At 62.4% G+C, this 19603-nt stretch carries 22 protein-coding genes, 1 tRNA gene and 2 pseudogenes; 11 read left to right on the top strand and 14 right to left on the bottom strand.

Annotated features, from left to right (window positions below; all coding sequences use genetic code 11):
- The 9 genes from AC0L3U_RS11505 to AC0L3U_RS11465 form a co-directional block, all read right to left on the bottom strand.
- Positions 1–1215: an aminotransferase class I/II-fold pyridoxal phosphate-dependent enzyme gene (locus AC0L3U_RS11505; RefSeq protein ID WP_473361831.1), complete on the bottom strand. Its 1215-nt coding sequence runs from the start codon at positions 1213–1215 to the stop codon at positions 1–3.
- Between the two features lie 323 nt (positions 1216–1538).
- A complete protein-coding gene (locus tag AC0L3U_RS11500) occupies positions 1539–1943 on the bottom strand; it encodes a GFA family protein (protein WP_473361830.1) in 405 nt (134 codons plus the stop codon).
- Between the two features lie 207 nt (positions 1944–2150).
- Positions 2151–3599, bottom strand: coding sequence for an ammonium transporter (locus tag AC0L3U_RS11495; RefSeq protein ID WP_018459661.1), 1449 nt, complete (start codon positions 3597–3599; stop codon positions 2151–2153).
- 38 nt (positions 3600–3637) lie between these two features.
- Positions 3638–3976: a P-II family nitrogen regulator gene (locus AC0L3U_RS11490; protein ID WP_007598642.1), complete on the bottom strand. Its 339-nt coding sequence runs from the start codon at positions 3974–3976 to the stop codon at positions 3638–3640.
- A 435-nt stretch (positions 3977–4411) separates the two neighbouring features.
- A complete protein-coding gene (locus tag AC0L3U_RS11485; RefSeq protein WP_247405217.1) occupies positions 4412–5014 on the bottom strand; it encodes an ATP-dependent Clp protease proteolytic subunit in 603 nt (200 codons plus the stop codon).
- 41 nt (positions 5015–5055) lie between these two features.
- Entirely contained in the window at positions 5056–5412 is a 357-nt protein-coding gene (locus AC0L3U_RS11480; RefSeq protein WP_247285018.1) for an SRPBCC family protein, read from the bottom strand.
- Positions 5409–5723, bottom strand: coding sequence for an ArsR/SmtB family transcription factor (locus tag AC0L3U_RS11475; protein WP_247285017.1), 315 nt, complete (start codon positions 5721–5723; stop codon positions 5409–5411). Before AC0L3U_RS11475 ends, AC0L3U_RS11480 begins: the two co-directional genes overlap by 4 nt.
- 43 nt (positions 5724–5766) lie before the next feature.
- Positions 5767–7068 (bottom strand): ammonium transporter, encoded by a 1302-nt coding sequence (locus AC0L3U_RS11470; RefSeq protein ID WP_473361829.1) that lies wholly within the window; start codon positions 7066–7068, stop codon positions 5767–5769.
- 125 nt (positions 7069–7193) lie between these two features.
- Positions 7194–7532, bottom strand: coding sequence for a P-II family nitrogen regulator (locus AC0L3U_RS11465; protein ID WP_007598647.1), 339 nt, complete (start codon positions 7530–7532; stop codon positions 7194–7196).
- A 239-nt stretch (positions 7533–7771) separates the two neighbouring features.
- Here AC0L3U_RS11465 and AC0L3U_RS11460 point away from each other — a divergent pair, with 239 nt between their 5' ends.
- Positions 7772–8662 carry a DUF4339 domain-containing protein gene (locus tag AC0L3U_RS11460; protein ID WP_473361828.1) on the top strand — a complete coding sequence of 297 codons (891 nt, stop codon included), beginning with the start codon at positions 7772–7774 and terminating at the stop codon, positions 8660–8662.
- Positions 8663–8702: 40 nt separating this feature from the next.
- Here the strand turns inward: AC0L3U_RS11460 and tesB are convergent, their stop codons facing one another.
- Positions 8703–9566: an acyl-CoA thioesterase II gene (tesB, locus tag AC0L3U_RS11455; protein ID WP_018459668.1), complete on the bottom strand. Its 864-nt coding sequence runs from the start codon at positions 9564–9566 to the stop codon at positions 8703–8705.
- A gap of 149 nt (positions 9567–9715) precedes the next feature.
- Between tesB and AC0L3U_RS11450 the strand changes: the two genes are divergently transcribed.
- Positions 9716–10936, top strand: coding sequence for a ubiquinone biosynthesis hydroxylase (locus AC0L3U_RS11450; protein WP_473361827.1), 1221 nt, complete (start codon positions 9716–9718; stop codon positions 10934–10936).
- 69 nt (positions 10937–11005) lie between these two features.
- Here AC0L3U_RS11450 and AC0L3U_RS11445 read toward each other — a convergent pair whose 3' ends face one another.
- Together AC0L3U_RS11445 and AC0L3U_RS11440 are read right to left on the bottom strand one after the other, a co-directional pair.
- Positions 11006–11203, bottom strand: coding sequence for a Trm112 family protein (locus tag AC0L3U_RS11445; protein WP_007598651.1), 198 nt, complete (start codon positions 11201–11203; stop codon positions 11006–11008).
- 60 nt (positions 11204–11263) lie between these two features.
- Entirely contained in the window at positions 11264–11794 is a 531-nt protein-coding gene (locus AC0L3U_RS11440) for a TetR/AcrR family transcriptional regulator (protein WP_473361826.1), read from the bottom strand.
- Between the two features lie 106 nt (positions 11795–11900).
- Between AC0L3U_RS11440 and AC0L3U_RS11435 the strand changes: the two genes are divergently transcribed.
- The 3 genes from AC0L3U_RS11435 to AC0L3U_RS11425 all read left to right on the top strand — a co-directional run bounded on the left by AC0L3U_RS11435 (position 11901) and on the right by AC0L3U_RS11425 (position 13406).
- A complete protein-coding gene (locus AC0L3U_RS11435) occupies positions 11901–12251 on the top strand; it encodes a hypothetical protein (RefSeq protein ID WP_473361825.1) in 351 nt (116 codons plus the stop codon).
- A gap of 219 nt (positions 12252–12470) precedes the next feature.
- Positions 12471–12749 (top strand): PepSY domain-containing protein, encoded by a 279-nt coding sequence (locus AC0L3U_RS11430; RefSeq protein WP_247357338.1) that lies wholly within the window; start codon positions 12471–12473, stop codon positions 12747–12749.
- Between the two features lie 63 nt (positions 12750–12812).
- Entirely contained in the window at positions 12813–13406 is a 594-nt protein-coding gene (locus AC0L3U_RS11425) for a cytochrome b/b6 domain-containing protein (RefSeq protein ID WP_473295135.1), read from the top strand.
- Positions 13407–13425: 19 nt separating this feature from the next.
- On the opposite strand, the gene AC0L3U_RS11420 is transcribed toward AC0L3U_RS11425, so the two are convergent.
- Together AC0L3U_RS11420 and trxA are read right to left on the bottom strand one after the other, a co-directional pair.
- Positions 13426–14103: an LON peptidase substrate-binding domain-containing protein gene (locus tag AC0L3U_RS11420; protein WP_027514858.1), complete on the bottom strand. Its 678-nt coding sequence runs from the start codon at positions 14101–14103 to the stop codon at positions 13426–13428.
- Between the two features lie 31 nt (positions 14104–14134).
- On the bottom strand, positions 14135–15058 hold the full coding sequence (gene trxA / locus AC0L3U_RS11415; RefSeq protein ID WP_473361824.1) for a thioredoxin: 924 nt from the start codon (positions 15056–15058) through the stop codon (positions 14135–14137).
- A gap of 275 nt (positions 15059–15333) precedes the next feature.
- Here trxA and AC0L3U_RS11410 point away from each other — a divergent pair.
- From AC0L3U_RS11410 to AC0L3U_RS11385, 6 genes and pseudogenes are all read left to right on the top strand, one after another.
- Positions 15334–15408: transfer RNA gene (locus AC0L3U_RS11410), tRNA-Gly, on the top strand.
- A gap of 76 nt (positions 15409–15484) precedes the next feature.
- A pseudogene (locus AC0L3U_RS11405) lies at positions 15485–15757 on the top strand (NAD-dependent epimerase/dehydratase family protein); the annotation flags it as partial.
- 21 nt (positions 15758–15778) lie between these two features.
- Positions 15779–16495 carry a hypothetical protein gene (locus tag AC0L3U_RS11400; protein ID WP_473361823.1) on the top strand — a complete coding sequence of 239 codons (717 nt, stop codon included), beginning with the start codon at positions 15779–15781 and terminating at the stop codon, positions 16493–16495.
- A complete protein-coding gene (locus AC0L3U_RS11395) occupies positions 16492–17649 on the top strand; it encodes a hypothetical protein (RefSeq protein ID WP_473361822.1) in 1158 nt (385 codons plus the stop codon). The genes AC0L3U_RS11400 and AC0L3U_RS11395 overlap by 4 nt, the downstream gene beginning before the upstream one ends.
- Positions 17650–17706: 57 nt before the next feature.
- Positions 17707–17856: pseudogene (locus AC0L3U_RS11390) on the top strand (NAD-dependent epimerase/dehydratase family protein); the annotation flags it as partial.
- A 376-nt stretch (positions 17857–18232) separates the two neighbouring features.
- Positions 18233–19525 (top strand): PQQ-dependent sugar dehydrogenase, encoded by a 1293-nt coding sequence (locus tag AC0L3U_RS11385; protein WP_473361821.1) that lies wholly within the window; start codon positions 18233–18235, stop codon positions 19523–19525.
- Positions 19526–19603 lie beyond the last annotated feature (78 nt).

Here is a 19603-nt window from a genome sequence, read left to right as displayed (position 1 = left end):
CTAACCCAGAGTCTCGACCAGGCGGTGCAGCGCCTGCGCCGTGGTCTCGCCATCCTGCACTAGCGCAAGGCGAATGTAGCCTGCGCCGGGATTGAAGCCGTCGGGCTGGAGCCGCGCCAGATAGCTGCCGGGCACCACGCGCACGCCTGCTTCTGTGAAGAGCTTTAGGCATACAGACACGTCGTCGCCGATTTCGGACGTGTTGAGCCAGACGCAGAAGCCGGCATCGGGCCGGCGATAGCCGTAACGACCGCCAATGATCTGGTCGGCGAGATCGAACTTGATCCGGTAGAGCCTGCGGTTCTCCTCGACATGCGCCTCGTCGCCGTAAGCGACGGTCGCGACATGCTGCAGCGGGACCGGCACCTGCGGCGCCGCGATGTTGCGCAGCTCGAGGAACATGCCGATGAGTTTTTTGTCGCCGGCGGCGAAGCCGACGCGGAGGCCCGGCAGGTTGGAGCGCTTCGACAGCGACTGGAACGCAACCACGCGGGTGAAATCAGGGCCCGCGCATTCGAGCGCGCTGCCGGGCGCTTCGCGGGTGTAGATCTCCGAATAGCACTCGTCGCTGAGGATCACGAAGCCGTAGCGGTCGGCGAGCTGCTTCAGGCGCGTGAAATAATCGCGCGAGGCGACCGAGCCCTGCGGGTTTGCGGGCGAAGCCAGATAGAACGCCACCGTGCGCGCGAGCGTCGCCTCGTCGATGGCGTCGAGATCGGGCAGGAAGCCGTTCTCGGCGGTGGTCGGCAGGTAGACCGGCTCGCAAGCGGCGGCGCGGGCGCCGGCGCCATAGACCGGATAGAACGGGTTCGGCATCAGGATCGCGGGCTTGCCGGGACGCGGGCCGACATAGCGCGCGGCCGCGATCGCGGCGAGGAACAGGCCTTCGCGGCTGCCATTGAGGACGAGAATCTCGCTTTCGGGATCGAGGGCGCGCGGCAGCTTGAAGCGCGACGACAGCCAGGCGCCTGCAGCTTTGCGGAACGGGTCGGTGCCCTTGTTCGCGGGATAACGGCCGAAATCGGCGATGTGCTTGGCCAGCACCGGGCCGACGAAATCGGGCACGGGATGCTGCGGCTCGCCGACGGCAAGCGAAATCAAAGGCTTGCCGGGCTGATGCGGCGCCAGCAGTTCATTCAGCCGAACGAAGGGAGAGCGTTCGCTATCGGAGCTTCCGCTGTCCTGCGGCGCACGGGATGAAGCGGTCATAGCCATTCTGGACGCCAGCACTCTTGGAACAGCCGGTCGCGACCAAAGGCGCCGGCGGGAAGCGGTTCAGTTCACCATAGATAGGGCGAGGTTAAGACGCGATTAACCATCGGTCGTCGGCTCCGTCCAGAGCAGGAATAATGAGGCCGGATAACAACGGGATGCATGGCCACAGGGCGGCTGGTTCTTGCACCTCCCGCTTGCGGGAGAGGTCGGCGCGCAGCGCCGGGTGAGGGTTCTCTCCAAACAGGGACTGTCCCGATGTTGAGGCACCCTCTCCCCAGCCCTCCCCCCGCATGCGGGGGAGGGAGCGCGCCGTCATCGCGGCTCTAATGCGCCGGCAGCTTCTCGAACGTCGCCATGCCCGCGGGGATCGCGTGGAAGTCCTGCTTGTCGCAGGTGTAGATCGCCATCTGCGGATGGAACTGTTTGGGATCGTCCAGCGTGCCGACCTTCAGGATCGCGGCCGGCAATCCGGGAACCTTGGTCACCAGATGGGTGCCGCATTCGGCGCAGAATTCGCGCGTGACGGCGCGTTCAAGGTCCTTGCGTGTGAACTGCTTGGGCTGCCCGGTGATGTAGCTGAAGCCGGCCGCCGGCATCGCGATGAAGGTGTTGGGCGCGCCGCCCGAGATGTACTGGCACTCGCGGCAATGACACTGCGCCTGCATCATCGGGTCGCCCTCGGCGACATAGCGCACTTCGCCGCAATAGCATCCGCCTTCCAAACGCATGACGACCTCCCGATTGTTATTTGTTGTGGTCGATATTTCTGCGCGGGCCGCCTGGAATGGCAATCTTTTTCTTCAGCTCCGGCCGGACAAAAAGAAAGGGGCTCCAACTTGCGCTGGAGCCCCTCAACGGTCGGGACATTGCCGGGTATGTGCCCCAAACCGTAGTTGTGAGCGCGACCTCCGAGGAGGCCGCGCTCGGGAGGAGACTTACATGTTGTAGGCGCGCTCGGTGTGCTCGGTGATGTCGAGGCCTTCACGCTCGCTCTCGACATTGGCGCGGAGGCCAACGATCACATCGACGACCTTGTAGAGAATCGCCGAACCGATACCCGACCACACCAGCGTGGTGCCGACGCCCCAGACCTGGGAGATCATCTGCGCCGCGAAGTCGTAATCGGCAACCTTCGGCGGGATCGCGGTGTAGTCGATGATGCCCGCACCACCCAGCGCCGGATTGACGAGGATGCCGGTGCCGAGGGCGCCGATGATGCCGCCGACGCAGTGCACGCCGAACACATCGAGGCTGTCGTCGTAGCCGAGCGCGTTCTTCACGACGGTGCAGAAGAACAGGCAGACAACGCCGACCACGAGACCGAGGACGATCGCACCCATCACGCCGGAGAAGCCGGCGGCAGGCGTGACGGCCACGAGGCCCGCGACAGCGCCGGAGATGACGCCGAGCACCGACGGGTGACCCTTGATGATCCACTCCGCGAACATCCACGACAGCGCGGCGGCTGCGGTGGCGACGAAGGAGTTGGTCATGGCGAGGGCTGCGCCGCCGTTGGCTTCGAGGTTGGAGCCGGCGTTGAAGCCGAACCAGCCGACCCAGAGCAGCGAGGCGCCGATCATCGACATCGTCAGCGAGTGCGGAGCCATCAGCTCCTTGCCGTAGCCGACGCGCTTGCCGATCAGCAGGGCGCCGACGAGGCCTGCGATGCCGGCGTTGATGTGCACCACGGTGCCGCCCGCAAAGTCGATCGCGCCCTTCTTGAAGATCCAGCCTGCGTCGGCGTTGATCTCGTCGAGCTTGGCCTGCGCCGCGGTCTTCGCCGCGCCATCAGCCGCAGCAGCCAGAGCCTTGGCTGCGTCCTGGATCATGTCCGGGCCGGGCCAGTACCAGACCATGTGCGCGATCGGGAAGTAGATCAGGGTGACCCAGAGCGGGACGAACAGCGCGAGCGCCGCGAACTTCATGCGCTCGGCGAAGGCGCCGACGATGAGGGCGGGCGTGATCGCCGCGAAGGTCATCTGGAAGCACATATAGATGAGCTCCGAGATGTTGGCGTCGACCGAGAAGGTCGCGGCCTTCGAGTCGGTGGTGACGCCCATCATGAAGGCCTTGGAGAAGCCGCCGATGAAGTCCGAGCCGCCGGTGAAGGTGAGGCTGTAGCCGTACACGGCCCAGATCACGGTGACGACGCAGACGGTGTAGAACACCTGCATCAGGACCGAGAGCATGTTCTTGGAGCGGACGAGGCCGCCGTAGAACAGCGCGAGGCCGGGGATCGTCATCAACAGCACGAGCACTGTCGATGTCAGCATCCAGGCGTTGTCTCCCTTGTTGACCGTTGGCTCGGCGTAGGCTGCGGTCGCAGCGAACAGGCCGACTGCGAGAGCCGCCAATCCCGCGCCATAGGGACGCTTAAACGTCATTTCATTTACTCCTGATTGAATTTTGATTGAGCGCGAAATCAAAGGGCCGCAGCATCGGCCTCGCCGGTGCGGATACGAACCGCATGGTCGAGATTGATGACGAAGATCTTGCCGTCGCCGATCTGCCCGGTTTTCGCGGCGGTCGTGATGGCGTCGATGGTCTTGTCGACCTGGTCGGAGGCGACTGCGACCTCGATCTTGATCTTGGGCAGGAAGCTCACGGCATATTCGGCGCCGCGATAGATTTCCGTATGGCCCTTCTGGCGGCCATATCCCTTGACTTCCGTCACCGTGAGACCGTGAACGCCGATGGCGGTCAGGGCATCACGGACTTCTTCCAGCTTGAATGGCTTAATAATCGCCATAACAATTTTCATGGGTCCTATCCCCGCTTGGGCCCGGTCCGGACGTGGCCGGGCGTTTCTCGACTGGTTCGCCACGAGGGAGAAAGTTCACTACGCGGGCACAGCCAGGACCCATAGAATCAAATGCCGTGCCAGATCGGGCGTGTTGCCTAACGGACTATGAAAACGGGTGTTTTCGCGTTTGACGCGTATTGCGGTGCAGTGCGCCATTACGCCGCGCTCAATACCTGACCATGCCTGATTAAAATAAAGGCACGACAAGCTGCCGACACATTGGTGCTCACGCGTCGGGCAGTACAAAGGTATTTCCGTAGGGCGGACGCCTATTGTGGGGCTTGTCGTGCTGCGAAATATCGGACCCCTCGCACTTGTGCTCACGGAATGCGCGCAACCGGCCAAACAGCTTAAGCGGGGCGAGGCTCGCCGGACGGTTGCAGGCAGAGACCGTCAGGCGGCGCTGCGTTCCGCGAACACCCGGTCGATCAGCCCCCAGTCGACCGCCTGCTGCGCGGTCATGAAGTGGTCGCGGTCCAGGGTTCGTTCCACGTCCGGCTCGGGGCGCCCGCAATGCTGGGCATAGAGCCGGATGATGCGCCGCTTGGTTTCCTGCATCTCTGTGGCATGGATCAGGATGTCGGAGGCCTGGCCCTGAAAGCCGCCGAGCGGCTGATGCACGTGAAGGCTCGCATTGGGCAGCGCGGCGCGGTGACCGGGCTCGCCGGCCATCAGCAGGAACGAGCCCATCGAGCGCGCGGTGCCCATGCACAGCGTATGCACCGGCGCCTTGATGAATTGCATGGTGTCGTACATCGCGAGGCCAGCGGTGACCACGCCGCCATAGGAATTGATGTAGAGATTGATCGGCTTGTTCGGATTCTCCGCCTCCAGGAACAAGAGCTGCGCGCAGACCAGTCCGGACATCGCATCATTGACCTCGCCGTTGAGGAAGATGATGCGCTCGCGCAGCAGGCGCGAATAGATGTCGAACGATCGTTCGCCGCGGGCGGATTGTTCGACGACCATAGGGACGAGCTGAAGCATGTCGCGCATCGGCGACCTCCATGTCTGCGGGTGATGAAGTGGTGTCGGTGTCAGGCGGCTGCGCGCATCAGGCAGCCATTGCTGTTGGCCGGCTGCGGCAGCTTCATGCCGATATCGCAGGCTTGCTGGATGATGCGGAAGCGGGTGCCGCCGTCTTCGTTCGGCTCGATCCGGAAGATGACATGGCTTTCGCGAAACGGCGGTTCGGAATCGCGCAGCCGGTAGCGCACCTCTTGGCCTGGGATCGATGTCTCCGGCTCGGCGCCCGCAAGATCGCAATCCGGCAGCCAGCGTTCGCGCAAAGCCGGAATGGTCACCGCGCGCCAGACCTTGGCCGGCGGCGCATCGAATTCATATTCGAGCACCAGCGCTGCGTCGGAGGGATCAGGCTTCACGGCGTCACTCATTGATCCATCTCCTTCAAGAGATCGGCGAGGGCATCCATGCGTTTCGGCCAGTAGGCGCGGTAGCGCGCAAGCCAGGTCCCGATGGCGGAGATTCCTTCGGGATCGACCTCGTAATTCACAAAGCGGCCCTGCCGCTGTTCGCGCACCAGACCTGCCCCGCGCAGCACCGCAAGATGCTGCGACATCGCCGGTTGGCTGATCTCCAATCCGTCGCGCAAAGCGCTCGCATTCAGGCTCCCGCCGGCAAGCTTCTCAAAGACCTTGCGGCGGGTCGGGTCGGCCAGCGCCTTGAAGATGTCGGCTTCGATCATGGCGACACATAAGCATACGCTTATGTGTCGCGCAAGCCCCCGATTACTGCAGCGCCTCGCCGTGCTGCGAAATATCCAGTCCTTCGAGCTCGTGCTCGCGGGAGACGCGCAACGGCACGAACAGGCTGACCAGCTTGAGCAGGACGAAGCTCACGCCGGCCGACCAGGCGAAGGTGACGGCGACCCCATACAACTGGATCAGAAGCTGCTGCGGATGGCCCTCGAGCAGGCCGGCGGTGCCGCCGATGGCGCTGGTCGCGAACACGCCGGCGAGCAAGGTGCCGGTCAGGCCGCCGATACCGTGGACGCCGAACACGTCGAGCGAATCGTCATAGTCGAAGCGGTGCTTCAGCCAGGTGCAGGCCCAGTAGCAGACGAGGCCCGCGATCACGCCGATGACGATACCGTGCCAGGGCGCCACGAAACCCGAGGCCGGCGTGATGGTGCCGAGGCCGGCGACCGCGCCGGAGATCATGCCGAGCACGGATGGCTTGCGCCGCGTCGACCATTCGATCGCGCCCCAGGTCAGCGCGCCGGAGCAGGCTGCGAGATGGGTCGCGATGATCGCCAGCACCGCGCGCGAATTGGCTGCGCCGGCCGAGCCGCCGTTGAAGCCGAACCAGCCGACCCACAACAGGCCGGTGCCCATCACCGCGAGCGACAGATCGAACGGCGAGAGATTTTCGGTGCCATAGCCATGACGGCGTCCCATTACCTTCGCCGCGACGAGGCCGGCGGTGCCGGCCGACAGATGCACCACGAGGCCGCCGGCGAAATCCAGCACGCCCATGCCGGCGAGGAAGCCGCCGCCCCACACCCAATGCGCCAGTGGAATGTAGACGAAGATGAACCACGCGACGGAGAAGAGCAGATAAGCCGAGAACCGCATCCGGTCGGCGACCGCGCCCGCGACCAGCGCCACCGTGATGATCGCAAACGTCATCTGGTACAGCATGAACAGCGCTTCCGGGATCGTCTTCGCCGCCGGGTTGACGCTGTCCATGGTCATGCCGGCGAGAAACCAGCGGTCGAGCGTGCCGATCCACGGGCCGTCGCCGACGAAGCACAGCGAATAGCCGAACGCGACCCAGAGAATGGAGATGATGGTCACTGCGGCGAGGCTCTGCGCCATGGTGGCGAGCACGTTCTTCTTGCGCACCATGCCGGAATAGAACAGCGCGAGCCCCGGGATCGTCATCATCAGCACCAATGCGGTGGCGACGATCATCCAGGCGGTGTCGGCGGTGTTGATCTCGGAGCCCGCGGCGCGCGCCGGCGCAGCTATGATCGACACAAGCCCGATCGGCGCGGCGATAGCAGCCGCGCGGCGCAACAATCCCGCCATGTCGTTTCCCCCAGCTATTGATTGCGTCGCACGCCGTGGCGCCGTTGCCCGGTGCGATCGAAGAAGAGCGTTTTCGAGCGAAGCGGATACCGGTTCGCGAAAAGAAAACGCGTCAAGGCAAAAATCTAGAGCGCGTCGCTGTCGGTCTCGCCGGTGCGAATGCGGGTCGCATGGTCGATTGGCGTGACGAAGATCTTGCCGTCGCCGATCTGGCCGGTGCGCGCGGTCGCGGTGATCACGGCGACGGCCTTCTCGGCGATATCGGAGGCAACCGCGATCTCGATCCGCAGCTTCGGCAGGAAATTCACGACATATTCGGCGCCGCGATAGATCTCGGTGTGGCCCTTCTGGCGGCCATAGCCCTTCACTTCGGTCACGGTCATGCCGTGGACGCCGATCGCCGTCAGCGCCTGGCGGACTTCATCGAGCTTGAACGGTTTGATGATCGCGACGACGAGTTTCATGGTCAGGCCTATTCCCCGGGGATGCGCTGCGCCGTATGTCCCCGGCGCAGCGTCAATCTGGCATCTTTCCGGGCAAATGGCATAAAAATGTTGCAGATTGAAGCGGAAAATCGTTGGGCGATGTGAACGACCGCCTCTGTACAGGGCAGCCGTTCATCCTCCACAATGCGTTTTTGGAATGGATGCGATGAACCCAAGCGTCGCGGCCGGTACAAAACTATGTTCGAGGGGGACGTTTCATGGCGAGTTGGTTCTACGCATCCGAGGGTAAGCAGCAGGGACCCTATCAGGAAGGGCAATTCCGCGACCTCGTCGCCCAGGGTGTCGTGCGTCCGGATACGCTGGTGTGGTCGGAGGGCATGGCCGGCTGGCAGAAGGCCGCCGAAATCCCCGGCCTGATCGGCGGCGGCGGTGCGCCCCCGATGATGCCCGCCGGCGGCCCGCCGATGATGGGCTCCGGAGGTTACGGCGGCGGAGGCGGCGGAGGATCGCTGGCGGTCGATTTCGGCATCCTCGAGTTCACCTGGCGCAGCATCGTGATGCTGATCGGCATGTGCTTCATCATCCCGGTGCCGTGGGTGTTCGTCTGGTACACGAAATGGATCGTGTCCTGCGTGAAGGTCCCTGGGCGGCCCAATCTCAGCTTCACCGGGAATGCGATGGCGCTGGTGCCCTGGTATTTCGGCTTCATTGTTCTGGCGATCGTGATCGGGTTGATCGGCATCCCCTTGCTGAGCAATTTGCTGTTCATCGCCCAGATCGCTCTCTATTGGCTCCTGATCAAATGGATGGTCGCGAACCTCGCCTCCAACGGGCAGCCGCTGGGCCTGAGCTTCACCGGCACGGTCTGGGCCTATGTCGGCTGGAGCCTGCTGTTCGCGATCTCCATCATCACCATCATCGGCTGGGCCTGGGTCGCCGCGGCTCAGATGCGCTGGTTCTGCCGCAGCATCGAAGGCACGCGGCGGGAGATCGTCTTCAACGGCAGCGGTCTTGGAATTCTCTGGCGGGGCATCGTGGCCGCATTCCTGTGCGGCTTCATCATCCCGATCCCGTGGGTGTATCGCTGGATCATGAACTGGTTCGCATCGGAGACCGTCCTGGCTCCGCGAGGATCGCTCCGGGCCTGACCTCGAGAGGCATAAGCGCGATCGATCGTGCTTATGCCTCCTAGGCTCTCCGCTCGCGCACCGAGCCTTCCTGCGCGACGGAAGCTACCAGCGTGCCGTCGGGCTTGAAGATCGAACCGCGGGTCAAGCCGCGGCCGCTTCGGGCGCTCGGCGAATCCTGTGCGTAGAGCAGCCATTCGTCGGCGCGGAACGGGCGGTGAAACCACATCGCGTGGTCGAGGCTCGCCGGCATCATGCGCTTGTCGAACAGGGTGCGGCCGTAGCGCGCCATGATCGCATCGAGCAGCGAGAAGTCCGACGCATAGGCCAGCGCGCACATGTGCAGCGCCGGATCATCCGGCAGCGTCGCCGCGGTCTTGATCCAGACATGGATGCGGCCGTCCTCGATCCTCTCACCGAAATAGCGCCCGAGCTCGACCGGGCGCAGCTCGATCGGACGATCGGATTCATAGTAGCGGCGGATGAACTCCGGCATCTCCTTGAACATCGGCTGCTTCGCGACCTCCTCCGCCGTCAGCTTTTCCGGCGGCGGCACGTCGGGCATCTTGTCCTGATGATCGAACGCGCTCTCTTCCTCCGCGTGGAACGACACCATGATCGAGAAGATCGCGTTGCCGTGCTGAATCGCGGTGACGCGCCGCGTCGAGTAGCTCTTGCCATCGCGCAGACGCTCGACCTGGTAGATGATCGGGATCTGCGGATCGCCCGGCAGGATGAAATAGCAATGCAGCGAATGCGGCAGCCGGCCCTCGACCGTGCGGCACGCCGCAACCATCGCCTGCCCGATCACCTGGCCGCCGAACACCCGCTGCCAGCTGGTCTTCGGACTGTTGCCACGGAACAGATTCACCTCGAGCTGTTCGAGGTCGAGGATCGAGATGAGGTCGATCAGGCTCTTGGACATGGAATTCAGCTTTCGCCTTGCCGCCCCGGCTTCGCTGCTCCGGAATGACACAATGGGGGCTCTCCGCCCTTGTTTCACCGCACTGTTTCGCCCACCTCAAGTCTGGTAGCAAGACCAAGAAAACGCGAAGACTTAGCCGGGAATTGGGTATGTCGGTACAGGGTAGCATTGTCATCGGTGGCGGCGCGTTTGCGGGCTTGGCGCTGGCCCTGGCGCTGCGCCAGGGGCTGGGCCCCGAGATCCCCGTCATCGTCGCCGACCCCGCGCTCGGGACACGGCCCAGCCGCGACCCGCGCGCGACCGCGATCGTGGCCGCCTGCCGCCGCCTGTTCGAGGCGATCGGCGCCTGGGACGACGTCAGGGGCGAGGCGCAGCCGATCCTCGACATGATCGTCACCGATTCCAAGCTGGAAGACGCCACCCGTCCGGCGTTCCTCAACTTTGCCGGCGATGTCGCGCCGGGCGAGCCCTTCGCGCATATGGTCGAGAACCGCCGCCTGATCGATGCGCTGGTGGTGCGCGCCGAGGCCGAGGGCATCGATCTCCGTGCGACCACCGTGTCGTCTTACGACGCGCGGGCCGAAGGTATCGACGTGACGCTCGGTGATGGCAGCGTGATTGCAGCGAGCCTCCTGGTTGCGGCTGACGGTGCGAAGTCGAAACTGCGCGAGCGCGCCGGCATCGCCACCCATGGCTGGGAATATGATCAATCCGGCATCGTCGTCACCGTCGGCCATGAGCGCGATCACGAGGGCCGCGCCGAAGAGCATTTTCTGCCGGCAGGCCCGTTCGCGATCCTGCCGCTTTCAGGCAAGCGCTCCTCGCTGGTGTGGACCGAGCGCCGCAGCGAAGCCGCGCGTATCGTTGCGTTGAGCGACGAGGAATTTCACGGCGAGCTCGAGCAGCGCTTCGGCCTGCATCTCGGCGAGGTGAAGGCGCTCGACAAGCCGCGCGCGTTTCCGCTGTCTTATTTCGTCGCACGCTCCTTCATTGCCCAGCGCCTCGCGCTGGTCGGCGATTCCGCCCACGTCATCCATCCCATTGCGGGCCAGGGTCTCAACATGGGGCTGAAGGACGTCGCCGCACTGGCCGAAGTCGTAGTCGATGCGGCGCGGCTCGGCATGGATCTCGGCGCCGCCGACGTGCTCGAGCGCTACCAGCGCTGGCGCCGCTTCGACACCATGGCAATGGGCGTTGCCACCAACTCGCTGAACTTCCTGTTCTCCAATCAGTCGACCTTGCTGCGCACGGTCCGCGACATCGGCCTCGGCCTGGTCGACCGCGCCCCGCCGCTGAAGAACCTGTTCATCCGCCAGGCCGCGGGTTTGACCGGCGAGATACCGCGGTTGTTGAAGGGCGAAGCGTTGTAGAATTTTCGGTAGCCCGGATGGAGCGCAGCGTAATCCGGGCTACAAGTCTCTCAACCGGCCACAAGTCTCTCAATCGATCTTGCGGGCCTCTTCCGGCAGCATGATCGGGATGCCGTCGCGGATCGGATAAGCGAGCTTGGCGCTGCGCGAGATCAGCTCCTGCTTTGCAGAATCGAACTCCAGCGGACCTTTGGTCAGCGGGCAGACCAGAATCTCCAGCAATTTGGGATCGACGCTGGCTTCGGGGCGTTCGGTGGGCGCGTTCATGGGGGTCTCCGGCGATCGGTTGCCTCTAGCATAGAAAATCGTAGCAGCCCATCGCGTCGCTCAAGCGGAAACCATCCGCAGGATCTCGTCGAGCAGGCCCTCGAGCCGCGCGGCCGGCGATGGCGGGCCCGACAGGGCGAAGCCGAGAAACGTCCAGTACAGGATTTGCGCGCGGGCTCGCGCCGTCGCCGCCTCGAACCCGCGCTTCCTCAGCAGCTCCTCGATATAGTCGAGCCTGCGCCGGTCGATGGCACGCATCGCCGTTTGTGCCGCCGCATCGAAGGCAGCCCAGTTCCGCACCGCGCGCTCGAGGTCGAGCCGCGCGCCAAAGGTCCTGCGCAGCAGCGCTTTCAGCGGCTCGTCGCTGTCCGTCTCGACATCGGCGATGATCTGCTCGGCTGCGATCTCGCGCCAGCGCTTCAAGAGAGCAGCATGGAACGCGCCGAGATCGGCGAAATGCCAATAGAAGCTGCCGCGCGAGACCCCCATGGCTTTCGCCAGCGGATCGGCCTTCAGCGCGGTAAAGCCGTCTCTCGCGAGCGCCTTCAGGCCCTGTTTGATCCAATCGTCGGCGGTCAGCTGTTCTGCCATGTCGGGTTCCGGATGCAAACCATACACTAGTGTATTGACAGCCGGCAGGCCAGCGCCTATCTAACCATACAGAACTGTATGGACGAGATTTGCAGGAGCTTTGACGATGCGTGATCTCTTGCTCCAGTGCGCCGGGGTCGTGACCATCGCCGTGGCCCTTATCCATGGTTTTCTCGGCGAGACCAAGGTCTTTGCCCGCGCTCGCATCGAGCCGGAACGGCTCCGCACCCTGATCCGCCTGGTCTGGCAGGCCTCGACCGTCGCCTGGATCGGCGGCGGTGTGCTCCTGATCGCGGCGCCCTGGATGCAATCGGAGCCGGCGCGCCACTGGATCGTCGTCACCATGGCCGGTGTGTTCGGCTTCTCCGCTCTCGCCAACGCATGGGCCACCCGCGGCCGGCATTTTGGATGGATGGCGCTCAGCGCCGTCGTCGTCATGGCGGTCGCCGGCTACTGAGCGACGCGCCCGATCAGCCTGCCATCAAACCGTGAGACGTAAGGCCGCAGCGTCGTCTCAAATGCGCGCTGCACACGGAGAGCGCTGAGCCTTTTCGGATCGTTAGAATAACTCTAAAGCGCGCCGGCCGCGAACCGCATTGACTTCATCATGTGCTTTGCTTCCTTCGGTCCCGCTTCGCCCTAGGGCGTAGCGCCCACGACAGAAGAGGAGACGTTCGTGAAGGTTATTCGTGTTGTTGCTGTTGCATTGACGATCGGGATTGGCATGGGATCGGCAGCCTTGGCCGATGGTTTCAAGGACTGCACCAAGCTCGACAAGGCGTCGTGGAAGCCGGCGAGCGAAGCCGAAGCCAAGGCCAAGGCGCTCGGCTACGAGGTGCGGCGCTCTAAGATCGAAGGCTCGTGCTACGAGGTCTACGGCGTCAAGGAAGGCAAGCTTTACGAGCTGTTCTACAGCCCCGAGGATCTCAGCCTGAAGCACACGATTGCGAAGTAGACCGCGCGAGATGGTCTGCGCGCAAATGGTCTGCGCAAAGTCATGCCTGAGGGTGGTCCTCGCTTGATCGAAGAAACGGTGCCGCACGCACGCGGGGAGTCCAACCGGACCCCCGCGGATCGAACCGCTTCGCGGACAGTCGCGGTCTGGGACCTTCCGCTGCGGCTCTGGCACTGGGCGCTCGCGGCCTGCGTTCTGGCCGCGTGGTTCACGCCGACCGTCTATGACGGACTTCACCGCATCGTCGGTTATACCGTACTCGGGCTCGTTGCGTTCCGTCTGGTCTGGGGTCTTTGGGGAAGCCGCTATTCGCGCTTCCGCATGGTCGGCGTCAGGCTTCGGGCCGCGCCGAATTATCTCTGGAATCTGCGCCGCGGCATCACCGGTCGCTATATCGGGCTCAATCCCGCCGGCACGTTGATGCTGGTGGCGCTGCTGGTCTCGCTCGCGGTCTCGACGATATCAGGCGCGATGTCGGTGACGGTGACCTTTTTCGGCGTCTGGTGGGTCGAGGACACCCACCACTATTCATCCGACGCGGTCATCGTCCTGGTCGTGCTGCACGTCCTGGGCGTGCTGATGATGGGACGTCTCCAGCGCGAGAACCTGATCAGCGCGATGATCACCGGACGCAAGCGCATCCGGCATCATTCCTGAGCAGCCGCGCAGGGACCTGTCACTGCAGCGGCGGATCGCCGCTGGTGCGCTTCTTCGCGAGATCCATCTCGGTGACCGCGATCAAAATTTCGGCGCGGGTCTTCAGGTCGGGCGCTTCCAGCATCGCTTGCTTCTCGGCCACGCCATAGGGCGACATCATCGCCAGCGCGTTGACGAGCGCTTCGTTGGGGGCGGTCTCGACGCCCTCCCAGTCGACCTTGAGGTTGTTGGCTTTCAAAAAATCCGCCAGCACCGTCAACAGTGCCTCGCGATCGACCTCGTCCTCGCCCATGCGCGGCGTGAAGTCGTCGACGAAGGCGAAAAAATCCACCTTGCACTGGCGGTAGGCGGTGAGCACTTCGAGCTCCTCGAGCACTTTGAAGCGCGAGACACCGGTGAGCTCGAGGATGTAGCGGCCGTCGCCGGATTCGGCGAGCTGGGTGATGCGGCCGACACAGCCGACGCTGAACAGCGAGGGCTTGTCGGAGTTCTTGGCCGAATGCGCGATGTCGGGCTGGATCATGCCGATCAGGCGATGGCCGTCGCGGAAGGCATCGTCGATCATGGCGAGGTAACGCGGCTCGAAGATGTTGAGCGGCATCTGCCCGCGCGGCAGCAGCAGCGCGCCCGGCAACGGAAACACCGGAAGGATCTCCGGAAGGTCGGCGGGCCCGCGATATTCGATGTTGATCGGCATCTGCCGGATCCCCTGGCCTTGCCAGCGCGTGTCAGGAAAACAGGATGATCGACAAGCGCTTGCGTCCCTCGACTGTTGCATCGTCCGTGCCGCCCCAGGCCTCGAAGAACTGCACCAGCTGCTTGCGGGCCCCGTCGTCGTTCCATTTGCGGTCGCGCTTGATGATCGCGAGCAGCTGCTCGGTGGCCGCTGCCCGGTTGCCTTGGGCGTTGAGCGCGATCGCGAGGTCGAATCGGGCCTGATGATCGAGCGGGTTTGCGGCGACTTTCTGTTCCAGCTCGGCGACGGGCCCGAGCTGCTCAGCCTGCTCGGCGAGATCGATCGCGGTCTGCACGGCTTTCACAGCCGGGTCGTTGCGCTTGGATTCCGGGACCATGGCGAGCGTCTGCTTGGCTTGCTCCATCGCACCGGAGACGGCGTAGCATTTCGCCAGCCCGGCCAGGGCTGCGATGTTGGTCGATTCGAGCTGCAGCACTTCCGCGTAGATCTGCGCGGCCGCGGCGGCATCGCCCTCGGCGAGCACGGCGTCGGCTTCCTGGAGGATTTCCGCGATATTCGGCTCACCCGGCGCGGTCACGCCCTTGGTCAGCTTCTCGATGAAGGCGTTGAGCTGGCTCTCCGGGACCGCACCCATGAAGCCGTCGGCCGGCTGGCCGTTGACGAAGGCGATCACCGCCGGAATCGACTGGATGCCCATCTGCCCCGGGATCGCCGGGTGCTGGTCGATGTTCATCTTGACCAGCTTGACCTTGCCCTTGGCGGCCTTGACCGCTTTCTCCAGCAAGGGCGTGAGCTGCTTGCAGGGGCCGCACCACTCCGCCCAGAAGTCGATCAGCACCGGCTGGCGCTTCGATTCCTCGATGACGTCCTTCACGAAGGTCTGGGTGGTCGTGTCCTTGATCAGATCGGCGGCAGCCGGGCCCGCTGCTCCGTTACCCTGGTCGATGATCGTCACGGGATCCCCTCGTCTGATGTCTGGAATTGGCGGGTCTTTAGCACGTCGCCAATTCATATGCTTCGCTGTTGGCCCTAAATTGGGCCGGGACGGCCGAATTTCAATCCATGCGGGCCGATTCGCCGGTTCCGGGGCCTTTTTGGGGCATTTGGCCGCGTTCGGGTCGATATCGGGCTTCCGATTGCAAATCTATGCCGCCGGTAGCTGTTGCATTCCCCTCCCGCTTTTGGCATACGACAGCCGTTGCCGGCGCAGTCATGCGACCGACACAGGATGCGGGTGTAGCTCAGTGGTAGAGCACGACCTTGCCAAGGTCGGGGTCGAGGGTTCGAGCCCCTTCGCCCGCTCCAATTTTTCCCAAAGCATCCAGCCGAACAGGACGAGCACGTGGTCTTCCACGCCGCTGGCGGCTGTATTGGGTCGCGAATGACAATTCTGGTCACAGGCAGCGCGGGCCACCTCGGCGAGGCTATTGCCCGCACGCTCCGCGGGCGCGGTTCGCCTGCGCGTGGGATCGACCTGAAGGCGTCGCCCTTCACCGATGCCGTCGGCTCGATCGTGGATCCCGATTTCGTGCGGGGCCAGATGGACGGTGTCACCGCCGTGATCCACACCGCGACGCTGCACAAGCCGCATGTGGCGACCCACAGCAAGCAGAATTTTATCAGCGCCAACGTCACTGGCACGTTCAACCTAGTAGGCCGCCAGGGCTAGGTCACCATGGTGATCGCGGGCATGCACCGCGAAGCTGCAGCTTGCGCAAGGAACAACCCGTTGTATAATCAAGTTTTGGAATGCTTATTTTCGGCAAGGGAGGGCAAGATTTCTAGATTCTTTTTTCGCTTTTCGCGCGCTGTTTGCCTGCGCAGCAGGTTTTTTTTGTACCTCGCATTTGCGATGGCTGCAGCGCAATTTTTGACGCTCGGGCTAAGTTGCGCGCGGGCGCAGCAGGGCAGCATCTGTATAGATAACGCCTATGTACCGAACCAATATCCAGGGACCATCTTTGTCTCGGAGACTGCAGTCACATATTCATACTCAAATTGCCCGCGTGGGGATAGCAGGCTGGGGCAGAAGATAAGACTGCGAGTAGGGCAGTCTCTCTATTTTTGGTTTCGAGTGCAGGGTGATCGAACATACCTGAGTGCTGCCCAAAGTTATCAGCCGTTCCGACTCAATTTTTCGAGGGACAATGGGAACGGCGCTTTGGTAGATCAAGGCTATCTGCCGATGGGCTATCTTGACCGATCAGCGATGATCTCTGAGACCCAAACTTCCGGCGGTCAGTTTGATTGGCGGCTCGGAGCAGAAAAATGGAAATTTAGCATCCCCGGTCTCTATCAAATCACTCTCTCGCAGGGCACTGGTCCAGTCAGTTGTGCCAACTTGAATCTGTTTTCTCCAACATGCAGTTGGCAGATTGAGGTAGTCCCGTGACCGCAGACATGGAGGCAAATGGCCCGCTTCTAAAAGCCGCGGGCTACGTGAGGCAACTAATTGCTCACGTCGCCAACGAAGGAATGACTCAACTTGATAGGGGGGCCCTCACCTCCCTGTTGGTTGCAGTAGGAAAGGTCGACAAGCTAGCTCCTGAAGAAGAAGCTGATTTTTGGAAGGACTATCAAGCCCTCGTTAAGCTCGCTTTGCCTGCTCGCGTGGAGGCTCTTTCTTTCGCAGATTATGTGAGTGCTGAAGCGTTGGACGCTACGGCAGGTCCTGAAGCAAAAAAAATTGCTCGTCAATTATCTTCGCTCGGAAGAATCCGTCGAATTTCGATCGCAGCCTTCAGTGTAACCTTGGTCCTTTTTGCTTACCTCTCGATCACTGAAAGTGCGATTCAAAGGAACAACGCAATCTCGGAGGAATATTCCAATCTGTCAGCCGGAATTACCAAGGGCTCTGCGATAGAGAAAACCATACAAGCAATCAAAGACGAGCCAGCCCGCACTCTACCCCAATCGTCCAATACGGGTGGAGCGAGTTCAACCGGAACGAGCTCAAGCAATACTTCAGTTGGAAGCAATCCAATTCAGCTAAATGCGAGCGCAGAAGGAAGCGGCGGCTCGGCGGAAACGCCTGCTCCTAACTTTTCGCCAGTTACAAAGGAGCAGCGTCAAGAAAGCCTGATAGAGAATCGTAAGAATGAGCTGGAAAGTCTCGCAGGCTACAATGACTCCATTCTGAGATCTCTTCAGTTCCGATGGTTCAGTGACAAGAAGGTTACGCAAGCAAGCCCTGTCGATGGCTCAGTTCTGGTCACCCAGCAATCGGTGAATGCGCTGATATCAAAGTATCTGTTGCCCGTCTTTGCAGCACTTCTCGGCGTGACGGTCTATATTCTTAGGTCCACGAGTGCAGAGATAAAGTCACTCTCTTTTCGGGCTTATGAGTCCGGGGTTTATTCGAATCGTTTAGCGTTGGGCGTGGTAGGTGGAATCGCAATCAGCTGGTTTTCAGTCACCGATACAACGGGCATCGTTGGCTCAATTGCACCATCTGCCCTTGCGTTTCTGGTCGGGTACTCTGTGGAAGTGCTTTACAATGTGCTGGATTCATTGGTGAAGGCGTTAGGGGCAAACGAGAAGCCTTAGCTCCCTTAGAGCATCATCTCCGACGTTCAATTTCCAGCTCATAGATGCCGGCGCGAGCTGGGCTGGCGGCCCGAATTCGACTTCGCGCATGTCCTGAAATGTCTTCGCGATGGCCGCGATTTTCGCAGCACGCTGGCGCGCGATGTCGGGTCCAAAGGCTATCATGAGACGATTTTCGACGGTGGTCCCTACCCCGTCGCCCCCTAGTCGCCGCCTTTGCTAATTCGCTCGACGCGTCAGATGTCTACCCGGCGTCACCGGCAGCAAGATGGCCAGAGCCATTCTACTGTGCATGGGGTTGTTTTCGCGTTTTTTTGTTCCGGACCTCCTGCTGCCTGTAAATTAGCCGCGCGCGATCTTGATTCCGCGCTGCAGCGAGAGCGTTGTCGTCGCCGCATTCGCCATCATTGACTTTACGTCTCAATTTTTACTGAGCGCTATCGCGGCGCACGCGGCGCGCTTCTCACGGCTCGCAGATGTGCTAACCTTCCGCGCCTGTCCTCTCGACAGTCCGAACTTCGCCTCTCGATAGCAAAATAAAATAAATGTGCAGCCTTGATGGCTGCCTTAGGGGAGTGACGCGATGAAATTCCATCGATCCGTCTTTCAATCCGCCTTTCAATCCGTCCTGGCGCTTGCAGCGGTTGCCCTTCTCGCGGGGACAAGCGCCGGTCACGCGCAGCAACAGGACAAGAACAAGCCGCTGAAGAAATACGAATCCGGCACCAAGGAGTTCTGGACCCATCCGCCGGACGACTGGTTCCTCGGTGACGAGACCGAGGCGCAGAAGGGCCTGGCGCCGCCGTCCGGTCCGCCCACGGGCGCGTCCGATTCCGAGCTCGCCAATATCGTCAAGAAGGTGAAGCTGCCGGCGGGCTTCAAGATGGAGGTCTACGCCTCCGGCGTGCTGGCCGCGCGGCAGATGGCCTGGGGTGACAAGGGCACGCTGTTCGTCGGTTCGTTCGGCCTCGGCAACGTCTACGCCATCAAGGACAACAACGGAAAGAAAGAGGTCAAGACCATCCTCAAGGGGCTGAACATGCCCACGGGGCTGGCCGTCAAGGACGGTGCGCTCTACGTCATCGCGGTCGACAAGCTGATCCGCTACGACGATGTCGAAAACAAGCTCGACAATCTCGGCGAGGGCAAGGTCGTCTATGACGACATGCCGTCCTATGCCGCGCATGGCTGGAAGTACATCGCGGTCGACAAGGAAGGCTGGTTCTACATTCCGTTCGGGCCGCCCTTCAACATCGGCGTGCCCCCGACCAGCGTCTCGCAGATCCGCCGCGTCGATCCCAAGACCGGCAATGCGGAAATCTATGCGCTCGGCGTTCGCAACTCGGTCGGCGGCGACGTCGATCCGCGCACCGGCAAGTTCTGGTTCACCGAGAACGCCCGCGACTGGATCAGCGACGATCTGCCCTCGGACAAGCTGAACATGATCAGCAAGATCGGGGAGCACTTCGGCTATCCCTACTGCCACCAGGGTGACTTGCCGGATACCAAGTTCGCGATGGGCCACAAATGCTCCGAGTTCACGCCGCCGGTGCTGAACCTCGGCGCTCACGTCGCTCCGCTCGGCATGAAGTTCTATACCGGCGACCAATTCCCGGCCGAGTACAAGAACAACATCCTGATCGCCGAGCACGGCTCCTGGAATCGCCACAAGTACCAGGGCGGCCGCATCATGCGCGTGATCGTCGGTCCCGACGGCAAGAACGCCAAGCAGGAGGTGTTCGCCTCCGGCTGGATCGAGGGCGACCAGGGCTATCTCGGCCGTCCCGACGACATCATCCTCGCCAAGGATGGTTCGATCCTCGTCGCCGACGATTGGGCCGGCGCGATCTACCGCATCAGCTACAGCAAGAAGTAGCCTAAGACGACGCGAGGCTGCGGTGCCGGGGGGCGCCGCAGCCTTTCTCATTTCAATTTCGCACGCTGTCGTTCCTGC

It is taken from the genome of Bradyrhizobium sp. Kon69 (assembly GCF_055807515.1).
Note: the sequence above shows the minus strand (reverse complement) of the source record. Positions and strands in the feature narration are given on the sequence as shown.

Coding starts and splice junctions, on each gene's coding strand:
- AC0L3U_RS11505 (WP_473361831.1), bottom strand. CDS start 1,215: ATGGCTATGACCGCTTCATCCCGTGCGCCGCAGGACAGCGGAAGCTCC.
- AC0L3U_RS11500 (WP_473361830.1), bottom strand. CDS start 1,943: ATGCGTTTGGAAGGCGGATGCTATTGCGGCGAAGTGCGCTATGTCGCC.
- AC0L3U_RS11495 (WP_018459661.1), bottom strand. CDS start 3,599: ATGACGTTTAAGCGTCCCTATGGCGCGGGATTGGCGGCTCTCGCAGTC.
- AC0L3U_RS11490 (WP_007598642.1), bottom strand. CDS start 3,976: ATGAAAATTGTTATGGCGATTATTAAGCCATTCAAGCTGGAAGAAGTC.
- AC0L3U_RS11485 (WP_247405217.1), bottom strand. CDS start 5,014: ATGCGCGACATGCTTCAGCTCGTCCCTATGGTCGTCGAACAATCCGCC.
- AC0L3U_RS11480 (WP_247285018.1), bottom strand. CDS start 5,412: ATGAGTGACGCCGTGAAGCCTGATCCCTCCGACGCAGCGCTGGTGCTC.
- AC0L3U_RS11475 (WP_247285017.1), bottom strand. CDS start 5,723: ATGATCGAAGCCGACATCTTCAAGGCGCTGGCCGACCCGACCCGCCGC.
- AC0L3U_RS11470 (WP_473361829.1), bottom strand. CDS start 7,068: ATGGCGGGATTGTTGCGCCGCGCGGCTGCTATCGCCGCGCCGATCGGG.
- AC0L3U_RS11465 (WP_007598647.1), bottom strand. CDS start 7,532: ATGAAACTCGTCGTCGCGATCATCAAACCGTTCAAGCTCGATGAAGTC.
- AC0L3U_RS11460 (WP_473361828.1), top strand. CDS start 7,772: ATGGCGAGTTGGTTCTACGCATCCGAGGGTAAGCAGCAGGGACCCTAT.
- tesB (WP_018459668.1), bottom strand. CDS start 9,566: ATGTCCAAGAGCCTGATCGACCTCATCTCGATCCTCGACCTCGAACAG.
- AC0L3U_RS11450 (WP_473361827.1), top strand. CDS start 9,716: ATGTCGGTACAGGGTAGCATTGTCATCGGTGGCGGCGCGTTTGCGGGC.
- AC0L3U_RS11445 (WP_007598651.1), bottom strand. CDS start 11,203: ATGAACGCGCCCACCGAACGCCCCGAAGCCAGCGTCGATCCCAAATTG.
- AC0L3U_RS11440 (WP_473361826.1), bottom strand. CDS start 11,794: ATGGCAGAACAGCTGACCGCCGACGATTGGATCAAACAGGGCCTGAAG.
- AC0L3U_RS11435 (WP_473361825.1), top strand. CDS start 11,901: ATGCGTGATCTCTTGCTCCAGTGCGCCGGGGTCGTGACCATCGCCGTG.
- AC0L3U_RS11420 (WP_027514858.1), bottom strand. CDS start 14,103: ATGCCGATCAACATCGAATATCGCGGGCCCGCCGACCTTCCGGAGATC.
- AC0L3U_RS11400 (WP_473361823.1), top strand. CDS start 15,779: ATGGTGATCGCGGGCATGCACCGCGAAGCTGCAGCTTGCGCAAGGAAC.
- AC0L3U_RS11385 (WP_473361821.1), top strand. CDS start 18,233: ATGAAATTCCATCGATCCGTCTTTCAATCCGCCTTTCAATCCGTCCTG.